General features: G+C 70.9%; 13 protein-coding genes. 3 read left to right on the forward strand and 10 right to left on the reverse strand.

All coding sequences use genetic code 11. The annotated features are described in order from the left end of the window. Positions 1–54 precede the first annotated feature (54 nt). Together E0E30_RS12795 and E0E30_RS12800 are read right to left on the reverse strand one after the other, a co-directional pair. A complete protein-coding gene (locus E0E30_RS12795) occupies positions 55–1,083 on the reverse strand; it encodes a hypothetical protein (protein WP_130866597.1) in 1,029 nt (342 codons plus the stop codon). Between the two features lie 56 nt (positions 1,084–1,139). Then, a complete protein-coding gene (locus E0E30_RS12800; protein ID WP_130866598.1) occupies positions 1,140–2,087 on the reverse strand; it encodes a sugar-binding transcriptional regulator in 948 nt (315 codons plus the stop codon). A 169-nt stretch (positions 2,088–2,256) separates the two neighbouring features. Between E0E30_RS12800 and E0E30_RS12805 the strand changes: the two genes are divergently transcribed. Both E0E30_RS12805 and glpK read left to right on the forward strand, forming a co-directional pair. After that, positions 2,257–3,006: an MIP/aquaporin family protein gene (locus E0E30_RS12805; protein ID WP_130866599.1), complete on the forward strand. Its 750-nt coding sequence runs from the start codon at positions 2,257–2,259 to the stop codon at positions 3,004–3,006. Positions 3,007–3,121: 115 nt separating this feature from the next. Then, positions 3,122–4,648, forward strand: a complete 1,527-nt coding sequence (gene glpK / locus E0E30_RS12810) for a glycerol kinase GlpK (protein ID WP_130866600.1) — start codon at positions 3,122–3,124, stop codon at positions 4,646–4,648. 171 nt (positions 4,649–4,819) lie between these two features. Here glpK and E0E30_RS12815 read toward each other — a convergent pair whose 3' ends face one another. From E0E30_RS12815 to E0E30_RS12840, 6 genes are all read right to left on the reverse strand, one after another. After that, positions 4,820–5,068 (reverse strand): hypothetical protein, encoded by a 249-nt coding sequence (locus E0E30_RS12815; protein ID WP_130866601.1) that lies wholly within the window; start codon positions 5,066–5,068, stop codon positions 4,820–4,822. A 116-nt stretch (positions 5,069–5,184) separates the two neighbouring features. After that, a complete protein-coding gene (sigM, locus tag E0E30_RS12820) occupies positions 5,185–5,739 on the reverse strand; it encodes an RNA polymerase sigma factor SigM (protein WP_130866602.1) in 555 nt (184 codons plus the stop codon). Then, a complete protein-coding gene (locus E0E30_RS12825) occupies positions 5,736–7,604 on the reverse strand; it encodes a protein kinase family protein (protein WP_210115897.1) in 1,869 nt (622 codons plus the stop codon). The genes sigM and E0E30_RS12825 overlap by 4 nt, the downstream gene beginning before the upstream one ends. 224 nt (positions 7,605–7,828) lie before the next feature. Further along, on the reverse strand, positions 7,829–9,820 hold the full coding sequence (locus E0E30_RS12830; RefSeq protein WP_130866603.1) for a DUF6049 family protein: 1,992 nt from the start codon (positions 9,818–9,820) through the stop codon (positions 7,829–7,831). After that, positions 9,817–11,322 (reverse strand): CCA tRNA nucleotidyltransferase, encoded by a 1,506-nt coding sequence (locus E0E30_RS12835; RefSeq protein ID WP_130866604.1) that lies wholly within the window; start codon positions 11,320–11,322, stop codon positions 9,817–9,819. The genes E0E30_RS12830 and E0E30_RS12835 overlap by 4 nt, the downstream gene beginning before the upstream one ends. 22 nt (positions 11,323–11,344) lie before the next feature. After that, on the reverse strand, positions 11,345–11,554 hold the full coding sequence (locus E0E30_RS12840) for a hypothetical protein (RefSeq protein WP_130866605.1): 210 nt from the start codon (positions 11,552–11,554) through the stop codon (positions 11,345–11,347). Positions 11,555–11,634: 80 nt separating this feature from the next. Here E0E30_RS12840 and E0E30_RS12845 point away from each other — a divergent pair, with 80 nt between their 5' ends. After that, positions 11,635–12,840, forward strand: a complete 1,206-nt coding sequence (locus E0E30_RS12845) for a glycerate kinase (RefSeq protein WP_130866606.1) — start codon at positions 11,635–11,637, stop codon at positions 12,838–12,840. Between the two features lie 60 nt (positions 12,841–12,900). On the opposite strand, the gene E0E30_RS13375 is transcribed toward E0E30_RS12845, so the two are convergent. Next, positions 12,901–13,050, reverse strand: a complete 150-nt coding sequence (locus tag E0E30_RS13375; RefSeq protein ID WP_167853954.1) for a hypothetical protein — start codon at positions 13,048–13,050, stop codon at positions 12,901–12,903. Between the two features lie 8 nt (positions 13,051–13,058). After that, positions 13,059–13,916, reverse strand: coding sequence for a mechanosensitive ion channel family protein (locus E0E30_RS12850; RefSeq protein WP_130866607.1), 858 nt, complete (start codon positions 13,914–13,916; stop codon positions 13,059–13,061). Between the last annotated feature and the right edge of the window lie 101 nt (positions 13,917–14,017).

The raw sequence follows: 14,017 nt of genomic DNA on the forward strand, positions 1-14,017 counted from the left end.
AGAAATCCACCGGTACCCTCGGCCGCGCCCTCGCGACGGGTCGGCGTCGAGGGATCACCCCCGCGCCGCGCTGGCCTTGAGGAACGCACGCCAGTTCGCCACGGTGGTGAGGTCCCCCGGCCGCCCCAGACGCCGCAGCACGGCCCGCGACGACGCCCGGGTCGCCTCGTCCCACACCCCGGTCACCGGGGTGTGGCGGCCCCACAGATGGGTGCAGATGGCCTCGACCGCCTGGTTCTGCACCCGCGACTGGGGGTCGAACCGGCTCATCCCTGACTCGCTCACCGCATTGTCGATGTGGATGTGGTTGCGGTGCAGTGGATCGAAGTGATGGGTGAGGACGTAGGCGAAGTGGAGGTGCAGGGTGGCCGCCAACCTCCAGTAGGCGTTGAGGTGGTAGGCCAACCGGCGTCCCGTGTACCGCGACCAGATGTCCTCGCGGCACGAGACGATGGTGTCCCCGGCCGACAGGCGCGCGATGTCGAAGGCCCGTCCGGCCGCATGGTACGAGTGGCAGTTCGACCCGCCCTCGACATAGGCGCCGTAGGTCGCGATGAGGGTGGGGGTGTCGAACCCGGTGAGCCGGGGGAAATCGGCCAGCCAGCGCTCCACCTGCGCATGGAAAGCCGGTTGGAAGGGGAAGGGCCGCACGGTGTGATCCACCTCGTACTGCAGCGGAGCCCGCCCCACCCGGGCGTAGGACGTCATGGACGACGCCGGCACGCAGAGCTTGCCGCGAGTGCTCGTGTCGATCCCTCCGGGCACCGACCCGTCCCCCACGACGGCCGGCAAGGAGGGGTCATCGGACCTCATGGCCAGGGCGGCCGCACCGCCACCGAGCAGGACGACGCCACCCACCCCCAGGCCCAGGGCGCTGCGCCTGGACAGATGCCCCCTCGTGCCGGTCCCGGGCCGGGTCGACCGCGTCCTCCCGGTGGCGCCGGGACGCGAACTCCCCTCCCGCGCGGGCGTGACCGACTGCCCTGCCGCGCCTTCGAGTTGGGCAGGATCGGCAGGGGGCCCGTCGATGGAGATGGTCGGTTCGCCATCGGGTGACGGGCCGGAGGGGGGGAAGGTCGTCACGATGTCCAGTATGCGCCAGTCGTCAGCCCCTGGGCCGGCATGGCGCGTCGTGTCGGTCACATGAGATCGAGCACGGCTCGTGCCGTCTCGTCGTCGACGACGAGGTCGGTGGCCACCCGGGCCCGCAACGCGGCGAGCAACCCCTGGGCCTTGGCTGTGCCCGCGACGACGCAGATGCGCCGCGGCACCCGGCGGATCTCGGCCGGGGTCATGCCAGTGGCCCGCTCGTTGAAGGGGACGTCGAAGGACCCGTCGGCCTTGAGGAAGACCGTGTTGACGTCGCCGACGACCCCGGCGTCACGCAGTTCGGTCATCTCACCGTCGGTGAGGTAACCGGCCGAGTAGACGTGTGAGGGCACGGGTGCCTGGAGTGCCCCGACGCCGAAGACGACGACGTCGAGTTCGGATCGGGCACGCAGCACGGACTGCACCGCCCGCTCGCGCCACATGGCCGCCCGGGTCACGGGATTGTCGAAGAAGGCCGGCACCGGGAAGTGGATGACGTCGCCGCCGTAGGCGTCGGCCAGCCGCGAGGTGATCCCGCCGACATAGGGGATCCCCGAGGAGGACGGGTTGGCGGCACCGTTCATCTGGAGCACCCGCACCCCCTTGACCTCCTTGGGGACGATGTGGTGCGTCACGGCGTTGAGGGTGGTACCCCACGCGATGCCGATGGTCGTGCCGTCCTCGATGGCATCGGTGAGCATCTGACCGGCGATGCGGGACACCTGGTCGAGCCGATGCACCTCGGTGGTGCCGTACTTCACCGGGACGATCGTCGTGCGCACGCCGAAGGTGCGCGCGAGACTGGCCCCCAGACCGTGCCTGGTGCCGGTCGGCTGGGCCAGGCTGATCCGTACCAGACCGGTCTGTCGGGCCTGCTTGAGCAGCCGCGAGACCGTCGATCTGGAAATGCCGAGATGCTTGGCGATGACGTCCATCGTCTCACCCTGCAGATAGTACATCGACGCCGCGGTCCACACGTCGTCGGCCCACTCGTTCATGCGGGTCCTTTCCTGGTGCACATCAGTGCACAAGTGTAGATCATGCGTGCAGGGTCATGATTTACTCGCACTGTTCGGCCAGTGTGGCGGAACACCCGGCGGCGGTCAGCGCAACGCCGTCAGCCGCACGTCGGGCGTCATGGAAGACGTCCATTCACGAGGAGCACAGATGCTACTTGAAACGACGGTGCCCATCGCCACGATCTTCGGATCGGAATTCCTGGGCACGATGATTCTCATCATCCTTGGTGTGGGGGTGGTCGCGAACAACCTGCTCCCGAAGTCCAAGGGAAATCCGGCACCCGGCTCACTCCAGATCAACTGGGGCTGGGGTTTCGGCGTCATGTTCGGTGTGTACGCCGCCTACAAGACCGGTGGCCACCTCAACCCGGCCGTGACGGTCGGCTTGGCCATCGCCGGCAAGGACCTGGCCCCTGGCATCCCCGCCACCGGCACCAACATCCTTGTCTACATCTTGGCCCAGTTCGCCGGTGCCTTCGTCGGCGCCGTCATCGCGTGGCTGGCCTACAAGCAGCACTACGACGAGGACTGCGATCCCGCCCTCAAGCTGGGCACCTTCGCCACCGGTCCTCAGATCCGCAACCCCTTCTGGAACTGCATGACTGAGGCCATCGGCACCTGGGTGCTGGTCCTGTGGGTCATCATCTCCGGCTTCACCAAGGGCATCACCATCGGCCCGCTCGCCGTGGCCCTGCTCATCGTCTCGATCGGCGCCTCCCTCGGTGGCCCCACCGGGTACGCCATCAACCCTGCTCGTGACCTCGCTCCTCGTATCGCCCACGCCGTCCTGCCCATCAAGGGCAAGGGTGGCTCCGACTGGGGCTACGCCTGGGTCCCGGTCGTCGGCCCGATGGTCGGTGGCGTCCTCGCCGCCGTCACCTACCTCATCTTCTGGTGATCGGTCACTGAGCCGGGTTCACCGGAGCCACCACCTCCTCAGCCCCCGGCCCGCCCGGGCCGGGGGCTCTCCATTTCCCACATGACAGTCAACGTCGACCACGAAAGGCATCACCATGAGCGACGACGAGAAGTTCGTCCTGGCCATCGACGAGGGCACCACCTCTGCCCGTGCCATCGTCTTCAACCACTCCGGCCAGATCGTCTCGGTCGGGCAGAAGGAGTTCGAGCAGATCTTCCCGCGCGCGGGCTGGGTCGAGCACAACCCCGTCGAGATCTGGGAGTCGGTCCGCGAGGTCGTCGGCAGTGCCCTGTCGAAGGCCCAGATCAACCGGCACCAGCTCGCCGCCGTCGGCATCACCAACCAGCGCGAGACGGCCGTCGTCTGGGACAGGACGACTGGCGAGCCGGTCTACAACGCCATCGTCTGGCAGGACACCCGCACCCAGAAGATCTGTGACGAGCTCGCCGGCGACGAGGGCGCCGACCGCTTCAAGGACATCTGTGGCCTTCCGCTGGCCACCTACTTCTCGGGGCCCAAGGTCAAGTGGATCCTCGACAACGTCGAGGGTGCCCGCGCCAAGGCCGAGGCCGGGGACCTCCTCTTCGGCAACATGGACACCTGGGTGCTGTGGAACCTCACCGGCGGCGTCGAGGGTGGCGTCCACGTCACCGACCCGACGAACGCCTCGCGCACCATGCTCATGAACGTCCGCACCCTCGAGTGGGACGACTCGATGCTCGAGGCCATGGGCATCCCCGCCTCGATGCTGCCGCAGATCAAGTCCTCCTCGGAGATCTACGGCTACGGCCGCAAGAACGGACTGCTCATCGACACCCCGATCGCCGGCATCCTCGGCGACCAGCAGGCCGCGACCTTCGGCCAGGCCTGCTTCAACCAGGGCAATGCGAAGAACACCTACGGCACCGGCTGCTTCATGCTCATGAACACCGGCGAGGAGCCCGTCTTCTCCAAGAACGGCCTGCTCACCACCGTCTGCTACAAGATCGGTGACCGTCCGACGGTGTACGCCCTCGAGGGCTCGATCGCCGTCGCCGGATCGCTCGTCCAGTGGCTGCGTGACAACCTCAAGATGGTCGAGTCGGCCCCCGAGATCGAGGCCCTGGCGACCTCGGTCGAGGACAACGGCGGCGCCTACATCGTCCCGGCCTTCTCGGGTCTCTTCGCCCCGTACTGGCGGGCCGACGCCCGTGGCGCCCTGGTGGGCCTCACCCGCTACGTCAACCGCGGCCACATCGCCCGCGCCGTCCTGGAGGCCACCGCCTACCAGACCCGTGAGGTGCTCGACGCCATGAACGCCGACTCCGGCGTCCCGCTCACCGAGCTCAAGGTCGACGGTGGCATGACCGCCAACGAGACCCTCATGCAGTTCCAGGCCGATCAGCTCGGCGTGCCGGTCGTCCGCCCGGTCGTCGCCGAGACGACCGCCCTCGGTGCCGCCTACGCCGCCGGTATCGCCGTCGGCTTCTGGAGCGGCGAGGAGGACGTCGTCGCCAACTGGGCCGAGGACAAGCGCTGGGAGCCCAAGATGGACGAGGGCGAGCGCGACCGTCTCTACCGCAACTGGAAGAAGGCCGTCACCAAGACCTTCGAGTGGGTGGACGACGACGTCAAGGAGTGACCGACACCCTGCTCGGACGCTCGGCCCGCAGGAGGGCTGAGGCGTCCGGGTGACGAGTGGGGCCCCGCTTCGTGCGGGGCCCCACTAGCGTGTCGTGCCCGGTTCCGTGTCGTGCCCGGTTCGAGTGCCCATCGTGACGTGTGCCCGTCGTGACGTGGGCGGGTCGGGCTCTCAGCCGACCTCGTGCCGGGACTGGATGCCCAGCCCCTTCTTCGTGTAGTGGCTGGGCACGTTCGCCTCGAAGGTGCCCATGGTGCACTGCTCGACGAGGTCGGCGAGGGGATCGCCCTGGGACCGAGGGCGACTGCGGCTGGCCTGCTCGGCCGCCAGGGCCGCGGTGACGGCGTCGACGACGTAGCCCGGAGCAGGGGGCGTCGGGACGCTCGACAGAAGGTCGTGCACCCATGCCTCGTCCTTCATGGTCATCCCCCTGTCCCGGCTGTCGCCGGTGTCCGCGTGGCTGTGTCTGGTGGGACGTGCGGACCCCCGTGTCGGTTCCCGGTCATCCTCCATCGGTGTCCTGTCGCTCGAGGTCGTCACAGCTCGTCCCTCATCGGGCCCAGGATCTGGGCGAGGCGGGCTCGTCCACGCGAGCAGCGGCTCTTGACGGTGCCGGTGGGCACACCGAGCTCCTCGGCCGCCTCGACCACCGACAGTCCCTCCATGTCGACGAGGACGACGGCCGCCCGCTGGTCCGGGTTGAGCTCGTCGAGGGCCCGGTCGACGATGCCCGCCCGATCCGCGTCGATGGCGGCCCGTTCCGGGGCATCGGGGGCGACGAGGGCCGGGTGCCGGTCGGGGGACTCGGGCAGGGTGTCGTGTCGGCGGACCGTCTCGCGGCGGATCCGGTCGAGGCAGGAGTTGACGACGATCCGGTGCAACCAGCTCGTCACCGCGGCGTCGCCGCGGAAGGTGCCGGCCCGGCGGAAGGCCGCGATCATGGCCTCCTGGAGGCAGTCGGCGGCCACCTCGGGGTCGCGGACGGTACGCAGGGCGACCGCCCAGAGCCGGTCCCGGTGGCGCAGGAAGAGCTCGGTGAAGGCGTTGGGGTCGCCGGCGACATGTGCGGCGAGCAGCTCGTCGTCGGTCATGGATGCACCGTGATCTCCGCGATCCCACCCTGGTAGCGGCCGCTGGAGACCTGCGGCAGGGAGGTGAGGTAGACGAGCAGGTAGCGCGTCGTCACGGGCGTGGACGGCGTCAGTCTCGTCGTCGAGGTGGCGCCCGAGCGGGCGGACAGGCGGGTCCAGCTCTTGATGGTGCCCATCGGCGGGGTCGACGCCGTCGTCGTCGGACGCCACAGGGACACATCGGTGCCCGCTCCGGTGAGCGTGACGTCGACCGAGGACACCCGGGTCGGCGTCCCCAGGTCGACGACGAGCCCGACACCGGGCTTGAGGCCACCCAGGCGGGCCGATCCCCGGTAGACGAGGGTGCGCCAGACGGTGTGACCCGACCCGTCCCAGGCCCGCGCGACCTGGTCGGGGTTCTCCTCGTCGTTGCCGCCGTCGGCGGACGGGTCGAAGTCGTCGACCTTCGAGATGTGCACCGGCCCGCTCGGCGTCGGACTGGGGGCCGTGGTCGTCGTCGACCGCTGGTGAAGACCGACGAGGACCAGACCGAGGATGAGGACGAGGACGGTGACGGCGATGAGGACGAAGGGCCAGCGACGGTCGCGGGGCCGGGGACGGGTGAGGTCGCGGACGTGGCCCGTCGAGGGGCTCGCGGCGGACTGGCCGCCCGATCCGGGTGCGGTCGCGGAGCCGGTCGGACGCCGCGACGACGAGGCCCCGGCGCCGGTGCGGGACGGCAGGTCGGCCCACTGCCCGGCGGCGGCCTGCGGCGTCCAGTAGCCGTCCTCGTCGCGTCCGGCCGGCTGGTCCGGTGGGTCGCTGACCGGCGGCAGGTCGACGGAGGTGCCGGTGCCGTCGTCATCGTCGTCGAACCAGTCGACGACCGGCTGGGGGGCGGTCGTCCGCGGGTCGTGGTGAGGTACGTCGCCCCGGGCGTCGGTGTCCCGCGGCACGCGCTGGGGGCGCGGCGGGACGGGATAGCGCAGCCGCCGCTCGAGGTCCGCCGCGGCGTCGGCCGACCCGAGCACCCGGGTGAGGGCCTGGTCGACCTCGTTGGCGGTGCGGATCGGCACCTCGTCGTGGCGCGGGAAGTCCGAGAGGATCTGGTCGCACAGGACGTCGAGGGCGGGGGAGACGCCGGCGCGCACCTGCCTGGGCGTGAGCCAGCCGTGCGCGTCGGCCGGGGCCGGGGACAGCCCCCAGGTGCGCATGCGTGGATCGGTGGGGTCGGTGGGGACGGCCAGGGGACGCTGCGGGCTGCCCAGCGGCCAGCGGGTCACCAGGGAGGCATAGAGCAGGCGGCCCAGGTCGTGGACGTCGCTGGCCTCCCGGTCCGACCACGACCGGGCAGCGTCCCCGGGCACCGGGTGCAGGGCGGCCTCGATGAGCAGACCGACGATCTTGACGTTGCCGGTGGCGGTGATGATGACGGTGTCGGGGTTGAGTCGCTCGTGGAAGATTCCCTGGGCGTGCATGGGGGCCATGGCGTCGGCGACCTCGCGCACCACCCAGGCGGCCTCGAGGGCCGACAGCGGGCCCGTGTCGAGGAGTTCCTGGAGGGACCGTCCGGGGGCGTACTCACAGACGATGAAGCTGCCCGGGTCGTCCGGGCCGGCGTCGACGGCGTCGAGGACGCGCAGGAAGCGGGAGTCGGTGGCGACCGCCGCGCGCAGGGCCGCCGAGAGCACGGCCGGGGTGCGGCGTCCCTCCGGGGCCATGACGTGCACGAGGACGGCTCGGTGCAGCTTGAGGTCGAAGGCCCGCCAGGTGAGGGTGCCACGAGGTCGGGCGAGCTCCTGCTCGAGGCGGAACCGCGACCCCAGAACGGCGCCCGCCGACAGGTCGGGCAGCGGCTCGTCCAGCTCGAGGTCCGCCGACGGCAACCAGAGGGACGAGGTCGTCTCGTCGTCGACGTCGTCCACCGTCACCTCCCAGCAGGTCCTCCAGCCGGACGCCCGGGCGGCGTCCCGACACAGTGAACCCTAGTCTGCCGTGCCGGGAGGCCGACCCACAGGAGGCCCACCGACAGTGCCGGTGCGCGGTCCTGTGCGATGGCTCGACGGTGGCGGGCCGGCCCCTGTCGCCCGGCCCGGCCCCGGGCCCCCGCTCAGCCCTGACGCCGGCGGACCTGGCGGATCCGCAGCACCGTCGCCCCGACGACGACCGCGCCCGAGACCACGATGATGATCCAGCCGAAGTCGTCCATCTGGGTGGCCTGGACGACGAACTGGGCCGGGCTGCCCAGGGTGCGTCCGGATGCCGTCGCCAGGGTCGCCGTCATCTCGACCCGGCCGTTGGAACTGGCTTGCGGGGTGAACTTGAGCGTCTGGGTCTCGCGCGGGCCGACGGTGACGACGGCGGTGTCGGGGATGTCGACGCGCTGCGGGTTCTCCGAGGTGAAGGTCACCTTGACCCGGATCGACTGCGACAGGTTGTTCGTCACGGCCAGGGGGAACTCGTTGGACGACGAGGACATGACGAAGCTCGGGGCCGAGTGGAGCTTGACCCCCGACCCACCCAGGGCGGTCGTCGCCGGGGTGATGGCCGTCGCCAGCCAGACCGTGCGGCGCCTCGGGGAGATCTGCTGGGACAGGGACCGGGCGACGACCTGGTCGAGGGTGCCGGACGCCGTCGTCGAGGTGGACAACAGGGCCAACCAGTCGGAGGTGAGGTGGACGGCGTTGCCGACGTCGGCCTGCCACCCGGTGCTGAGCCGGGTCGCGGTGGCCGTGGAGGGCAGCGTCACCCCCTTCGTGGTCGAGGTCGTCGCCTGGGCGAGGGTCGTGTGGTGCAACCAGCTCGTCCCGGCGGTGGCGGTGAGGTCGGCGGTCGAGGTGACGGTGACGACCGTCTGCTCGCCGGCACGGGTGGCCAGCAGGGACTGGGCCAGCACGCGGCCGCGCACCTGCGCCGGCGTGGTCGACGGCGTCGGGGAGGGCCCGCCGGACAGCACGTTCGACGACAGCGGCACGAGGGTCGTCGTGCCGGACGTCCGCACCCCCTGCGCCGCGCCGAGGGCGCTGGTGAGGACGATCTCGGGGCGCAGGGTCGAGGTGAGCAGGGCCAGGCCGGCGGTGGTGAGTTCGCCGTGGTCGTCGAGGACGGCCAGCGGCAGGTCGTGGGCCGGGTTCGAGGAGGTCAGGGCCGAGGCGACGCGGGTGAGGGTGCGGCGATTCCCGGCCAGGGCGATCTCGACGACGTCGGCGCCGCCGTAGGGCAGGCGGTAGGCGTTCCCGGAGTCGAGCAGCGGTCCCACCTGGGCCAGCCAGTCCTTGGCGGCCCGTTGACCCGTCCCGGCCGTCGTGCCCGTGCCACTGGCGACCCGGTAGCCGGCCGCCATGGCGGTGACCTCGTCGAGCAGGGAGGGGTCGACGAGGACCGTCTCGCCGCCGGTGGAGGCCTCGGTGACCAGGGCGCCGAGCCGCCCGGTGAGTTCGGTGGCCAGATGGTCGTCGGAGAAGACGCCGTCGACCCGCATCGACGGGGTGCTCGCCAGGACGATGACCGGGGTGGTGGAGGCCTTCGTCGACGTGCCCGACGAGCTGGTGAGCACGGTGAGCACCCGGGAGCGCCCGACGGTGAGCCGGTCGCGGCCCCGAGGGGTGGCCTGGACGTGGACGCCGATGACATAGGCCTGTCCGGCCGTCGTCAGGCCCATCGCCGTCGGGGTCCCGGTGACCTGGAAGGTGGCTTTCTGCCCGGGTTGGAAGGTGGTCCTGCCGTCGGTGTCGGTGATGTTGTCGATGGAGGCCTCGTTGGCCTCGTGGAACCACCGCTCCCCGGTGGGGACGGTGGCCGGTGCCTGGAGGAGGTTGGTGAGGTCGTCGGTGGTCGAGATGGGGTCGCGGGAGCGCCAGAAGGAGGCCTGGACCCAGGTCATCGGCACCGAGGAGGTGTTCTCGACCGTGCCGCGGATGGTGATGGGTGCGTTCGTCGCCCCGGAGGCCGGGGTGACGGAGGCCAGCGTGATGGTGACGGCCGGCTGGTCGTCGGCGCGGGCCGGAGTGGGTGCGACCCAGGCCGTGGCGAGACCGAGGACGGTCGCCAGGACCACCGCGAGGGTGGCGATCGCCGTGCGCAGGGTCGCCGGGCGGCTCACGGGTGCGCCTCGGGCTGGTCGGCCCACCAGGCTCGCAGCGCCTCCTCGGCCTCCTGCGGGCTGTGCGGACCCTCCTCCAGACGCAGGTCGAGCAGGAAGCGGTAGGCCCGCCCGACGATCGGTCCGGGCCGGATGCCGAGGATCTCCATGATCTGCTGCCCGTCGAGGTCGGGACGGGTGGCGTCGAGCTCCTCCTGGGCCGCCAACTCGGCGATCCGTCGTTCGAGGTCGTCATAGGCGAACTCGAGCCGCTCGGCCTTGCGACGGTTGCGCGTCGTGCAGTCAGCGCGGGTGAGGATGTGCAGACGCTCGAGGAGGTCGCCGGCGTCGCGCACGTACCGTCGCACCGCCGAGTCGGTCCAACCCTGGTCGCCGTACCCGTGGAACCGCAGGTGCAGCTCGACGAGCTTGCTCACCGCCTTGACGACGTCGGACGGGTAGCTCAGCGCCTTGAGTCGCTTGCGGGCCAACTTGGCCCCGACGACGTCGTGATGGTGGAAGCTCACCTTGCCGCCCGGCTCGAAACGCCTCGTCGCGGGCTTGCCGATGTCGTGGAGGAGGGCGGCCAGGCGCCCGATGAGATCGGGTTCGTGGCCGCGGCGTCGCTCCAGGTCGATGGACTGGTCGAGGACGGTGAGGGAGTGCTCGTAGACGTCCTTGTGGCGGTGGTGTTCGTCGCGTTCCAGCCGCAGCGCGGGCAGCTCGGGCAGGACGTGGTCGGCGATCCCGGTGCCGACGAGCAGGTCGAGACCCGCGCGAGGATGGTCGGTGAGCAGGAGCTTGGACAACTCGTCGCGCACCCGCTCGGCCGAGATGATGTCGATCCGGCCGGCCATGTCGGTCATCGCCGCGCGGACCTCGTCGGTGACGGTGAACCCGAGCTGGCTGGTGAACCGGGCCGCCCGCATCATCCGAAGTGGGTCGTCGGAGAAGGACCGTTCCGGCGGGAAGGGGGTGCGCAGGACCCCGGCGGCCAGGTCGGCCAGGCCGTGGTGGGGGTCGACGAACTGGCGGGTGGCGGCGTGGACCGCCATGGCGTTGACGGTGAAGTCGCGGCGGATGAGGTCCTCGTCGAGGGTGCGGCCGAAGGCGATCCGCGGCTTGCGGGAATCAGGCTCGTAGGCGTCGGTGCGGTAGGTCGTCACCTCGACCTGCCAGTGGTCGACCATGGCGCCGATGGTCCCGAAGGCCCGGCCGATGTCCCAGGTGGCCTTGGTCCGACGCCGCAGCAGCGTCTCGACCTCGTCGGGGTGGGCGTCGGTGGTGAAGTCGAGGTCGTGGCCCAGGGTGCCCATGAGGGCGTCACGCACCGACCCGCCGACGAGGTGGAGGTCGTGGCCGGCGTCGGTGAAGAGGGTGCCGAGCTGTCCGATGAGCTCGGTCGTCGCGAAGAGGGCGTCGAGCCGGTGCTCGAGAATCTGGGGGAAGGTGAGGCCCGACTCCTCGGGGGTGGGCCTCAGGGTGTGCAGCGAGGGTTCGGTCGGATCGGCGAACTGCGGCATGGGGAGACAGTCTACGCGGAGGTCATCTGAGGTTGCGACGCCTGACGGCGCGGGTCTGGTGGGAGCGGGCGATACGCGCCAACGTGCGGACCCTGCTGTACTCGCACCAGATGCTGCAGCCGACGATCGCTGCCAGGACGATCCCGGCGACCCACCCCGGTATCCGCGGCAGCGCCACGATCCACAGGACGATGGAGAGCACGCTCAGCGACAGGTAGACGCGGTTCACCATGGCCCGAGTGTATCCGTGGGGGTCCAGTGCGGCCGGGGGAAGAGGCGGCGAGGCTGGTGTCGCGGTGCCATGCTGGACCCATGACACAGGACAGAGCGGTCGTCGTCGCCGTCGACTCCTTCAAGGGTTCGCTCACGAGCAATCAGGCATGTCTGGCGGTCGCCCGTGGGTGGTCGCGGGCCGAGCCGGACCGCCAGGTGCTCACCGTGCCGGTCGCCGACGGCGGGGAGGGCACCCTCGACGCGGCCCTGGCCGCCGGGTTCTCGGCGGTCTCGGTGCGCTGTCACGGCGCCACCGGCGACCTGGGCACCGTCGACTACGCCCGCCGCGGTGACGTCGCCGTCATCGAGATGGCTGCCTGCTGCGGTCTGGAACGAGCCGATCGGGTGTCGGGGCCGCCCACCGTTCGACGCGGGCTCGTGGCCTCCAGCGCCGGGCTGGGCGAGGTCATGGCTGCCGCGCTGCGCGCCGGTGCCACCTCGCTCATCATCGGGATCGGGGGGTCGGCCAGCACCGACGCCGGGGCCGGGATGCTCGAGGCCCTCGGCGCGCGGCTGCTCGAGAAGGACGGGTCCCCGGTGGAGCCCGGGGCGGCCGGCCTGGCCGAGCTCGAGGTGGTCGACCTGTCGGAGCTCAACCCGCGGCTGCGCGAGGTGAGCCTCACCGTGGCGTGCGATGTCACGAGCCCGCTGCTCGGTCCGAGCGGGGCGGCCGCGGTGTTCGGCCCCCAGAAGGGCCTGGACGGCGAGGCGATCGACCTGGCCGACCGGGCCATCGGACGGTTCGCCGACACCCTCGAGTCCGGCCTGGGGGTGCGTCACCGCGACGATCCGGGAGCCGGGGCGGCGGGCGGGGTCGGCTGGGCACTCATGTGTCTGGGGGCCCGGTACCGGCCCGGGGCCGGGGCGGTGCTCGAGTGGACGCGGGCGGCCGAGAAGATCGCCCGGGCCGAGGTGGTCGTCACGGGGGAGGGGCGCCTCGACCACCAGACGATGCTCGGCAAGCTGCCCAGCGCGATCCGCACCCTGGCCCACGATGCCGGGGCCCAGGTGTGGGCGGTCTGCGGGCGCTGCGATCTCGACGAGGGTGAGCGAAGGCGGTTCGACCGGGTGCTGGAGCTGTCCGCCGTCGAGCCCGACCCCAACCGTTCGATGGCGAATGCCGGGGTTCTGCTGCGCGACCTCGTCGAGCAGGAGGTGCGTACGTGGGTTGCGGGTGCCGACGGGCCCGGCGAGGAGGTCGGCGGGATGCCTCCGGCAAGGGGTCTCGGGCCGGACATGTCGTGAAATTACCGTGAGCGAGGAAGAGTTCCCCTCCAGGGGAGGAAACCCCCGCTCAGGGGATTTTCACGACACGGCGTCGTCCTGCCCGGTCCCGCCGTCGGGCTCGGGGACCTCCTCGCGACGCCCGAACCGGGCCAGAACGATGACGACGACCAGTGCCGCGGCGATGACCACCGGCAGGGTGAGGAGCACGAGCAGGACGACCAGCTGCACCCCCGACATCAGAAGGTGCCCCTGATCCGGGCCTCGTCGAAGGCCGTCTTGGCCTGCTGGCGCAGCGCCCGGATCACCTCGAACTGCTGTCCGGCAACGCACTTCGTCATGACCTGGAAGGTCATGGTCTCCCCGGCGATGTCACCCACCCCGAGCACCGTCGGCGGCTCGAGGAGCACCTCGTCATAGGTGTGTGCGATCCGGTCCAGGACGAGGTCGAGCACGCGCGAGACCTCCTGCGGGTCCTCCGAGGCGTGCACCCGGATGTCGGTGAAGGTCGTCGCCCAGCCCTGGGTGACATTGCCCACCTTGAGGATCTCGCCGTTGCGCAGGTACCAGGCGACGCCGTTGTAGTCGCGGATCCTCGTCGTGCGCAGGCCGACGTCCTCGACGACCCCCTCCAGATCATTGATGCGCACGGCGTCGCCCACCCCGTACTGGTCCTCGATGATGATGAACAGGCCGGAGAGGAAGTCCTTGACGAGGCTCTGGGCGCCGAAGGCCAGGGCGACGCCGACGATCCCGGCGGAGGTGAGCAGCGGGGTGATCTTGACCCCCACCGTGGAGCAGGCCGACAGCACGGCGACGACGACGATGACCGCGACCCCGATGTTCGACAACAGCCTTCCGACGGTCGTCGTGCGCTGGCTCTGGCGTTCGCTCGCCGCCCCGGTGGCCGTGGCCAGGAGCTTGCGGGCGCGGCCCGGCAGGGCCTCCTCGCGCCGTTCGGTGCTGCGCAGCATGGCGCGGACGACGACGTCGACCCCCTTGCGCAACAACCAGCGCAGGACGACGGCGACGATGACGATGACCACCAGGTGGATGAGGGTGTCCCAGGTCCACACGTCAATGCTCAATGGGGTCATCGGTCGCTCCAGGGGTCGGCGTCGGTCCCCTCCAGCTTGGCACGGACGACGACCGCGAGCGACAGCCCTCGTCCGGGCGGGACGAGGCGGGAGCTGCCGGC

Source organism: Acidipropionibacterium timonense, assembly GCF_900605005.1.
GTDB classification, from domain to species: domain Bacteria; phylum Actinomycetota; class Actinomycetes; order Propionibacteriales; family Propionibacteriaceae; genus Cutibacterium; species Cutibacterium timonense.

Coding starts and splice junctions, on each gene's coding strand:
- E0E30_RS12800 (WP_130866598.1), bottom strand. CDS start 2,087: ATGAACGAGTGGGCCGACGACGTGTGGACCGCGGCGTCGATGTACTAT.
- E0E30_RS12805 (WP_130866599.1), top strand. CDS start 2,257: ATGCTACTTGAAACGACGGTGCCCATCGCCACGATCTTCGGATCGGAA.
- glpK (WP_130866600.1), top strand. CDS start 3,122: ATGAGCGACGACGAGAAGTTCGTCCTGGCCATCGACGAGGGCACCACC.
- E0E30_RS12815 (WP_130866601.1), bottom strand. CDS start 5,068: ATGAAGGACGAGGCATGGGTGCACGACCTTCTGTCGAGCGTCCCGACG.
- sigM (WP_130866602.1), bottom strand. CDS start 5,739: ATGACCGACGACGAGCTGCTCGCCGCACATGTCGCCGGCGACCCCAAC.
- E0E30_RS12835 (WP_130866604.1), bottom strand. CDS start 11,322: ATGCCGCAGTTCGCCGATCCGACCGAACCCTCGCTGCACACCCTGAGG.
- E0E30_RS12840 (WP_130866605.1), bottom strand. CDS start 11,554: ATGGTGAACCGCGTCTACCTGTCGCTGAGCGTGCTCTCCATCGTCCTG.
- E0E30_RS12845 (WP_130866606.1), top strand. CDS start 11,635: ATGACACAGGACAGAGCGGTCGTCGTCGCCGTCGACTCCTTCAAGGGT.
- E0E30_RS12850 (WP_130866607.1), bottom strand. CDS start 13,916: ATGACCCCATTGAGCATTGACGTGTGGACCTGGGACACCCTCATCCAC.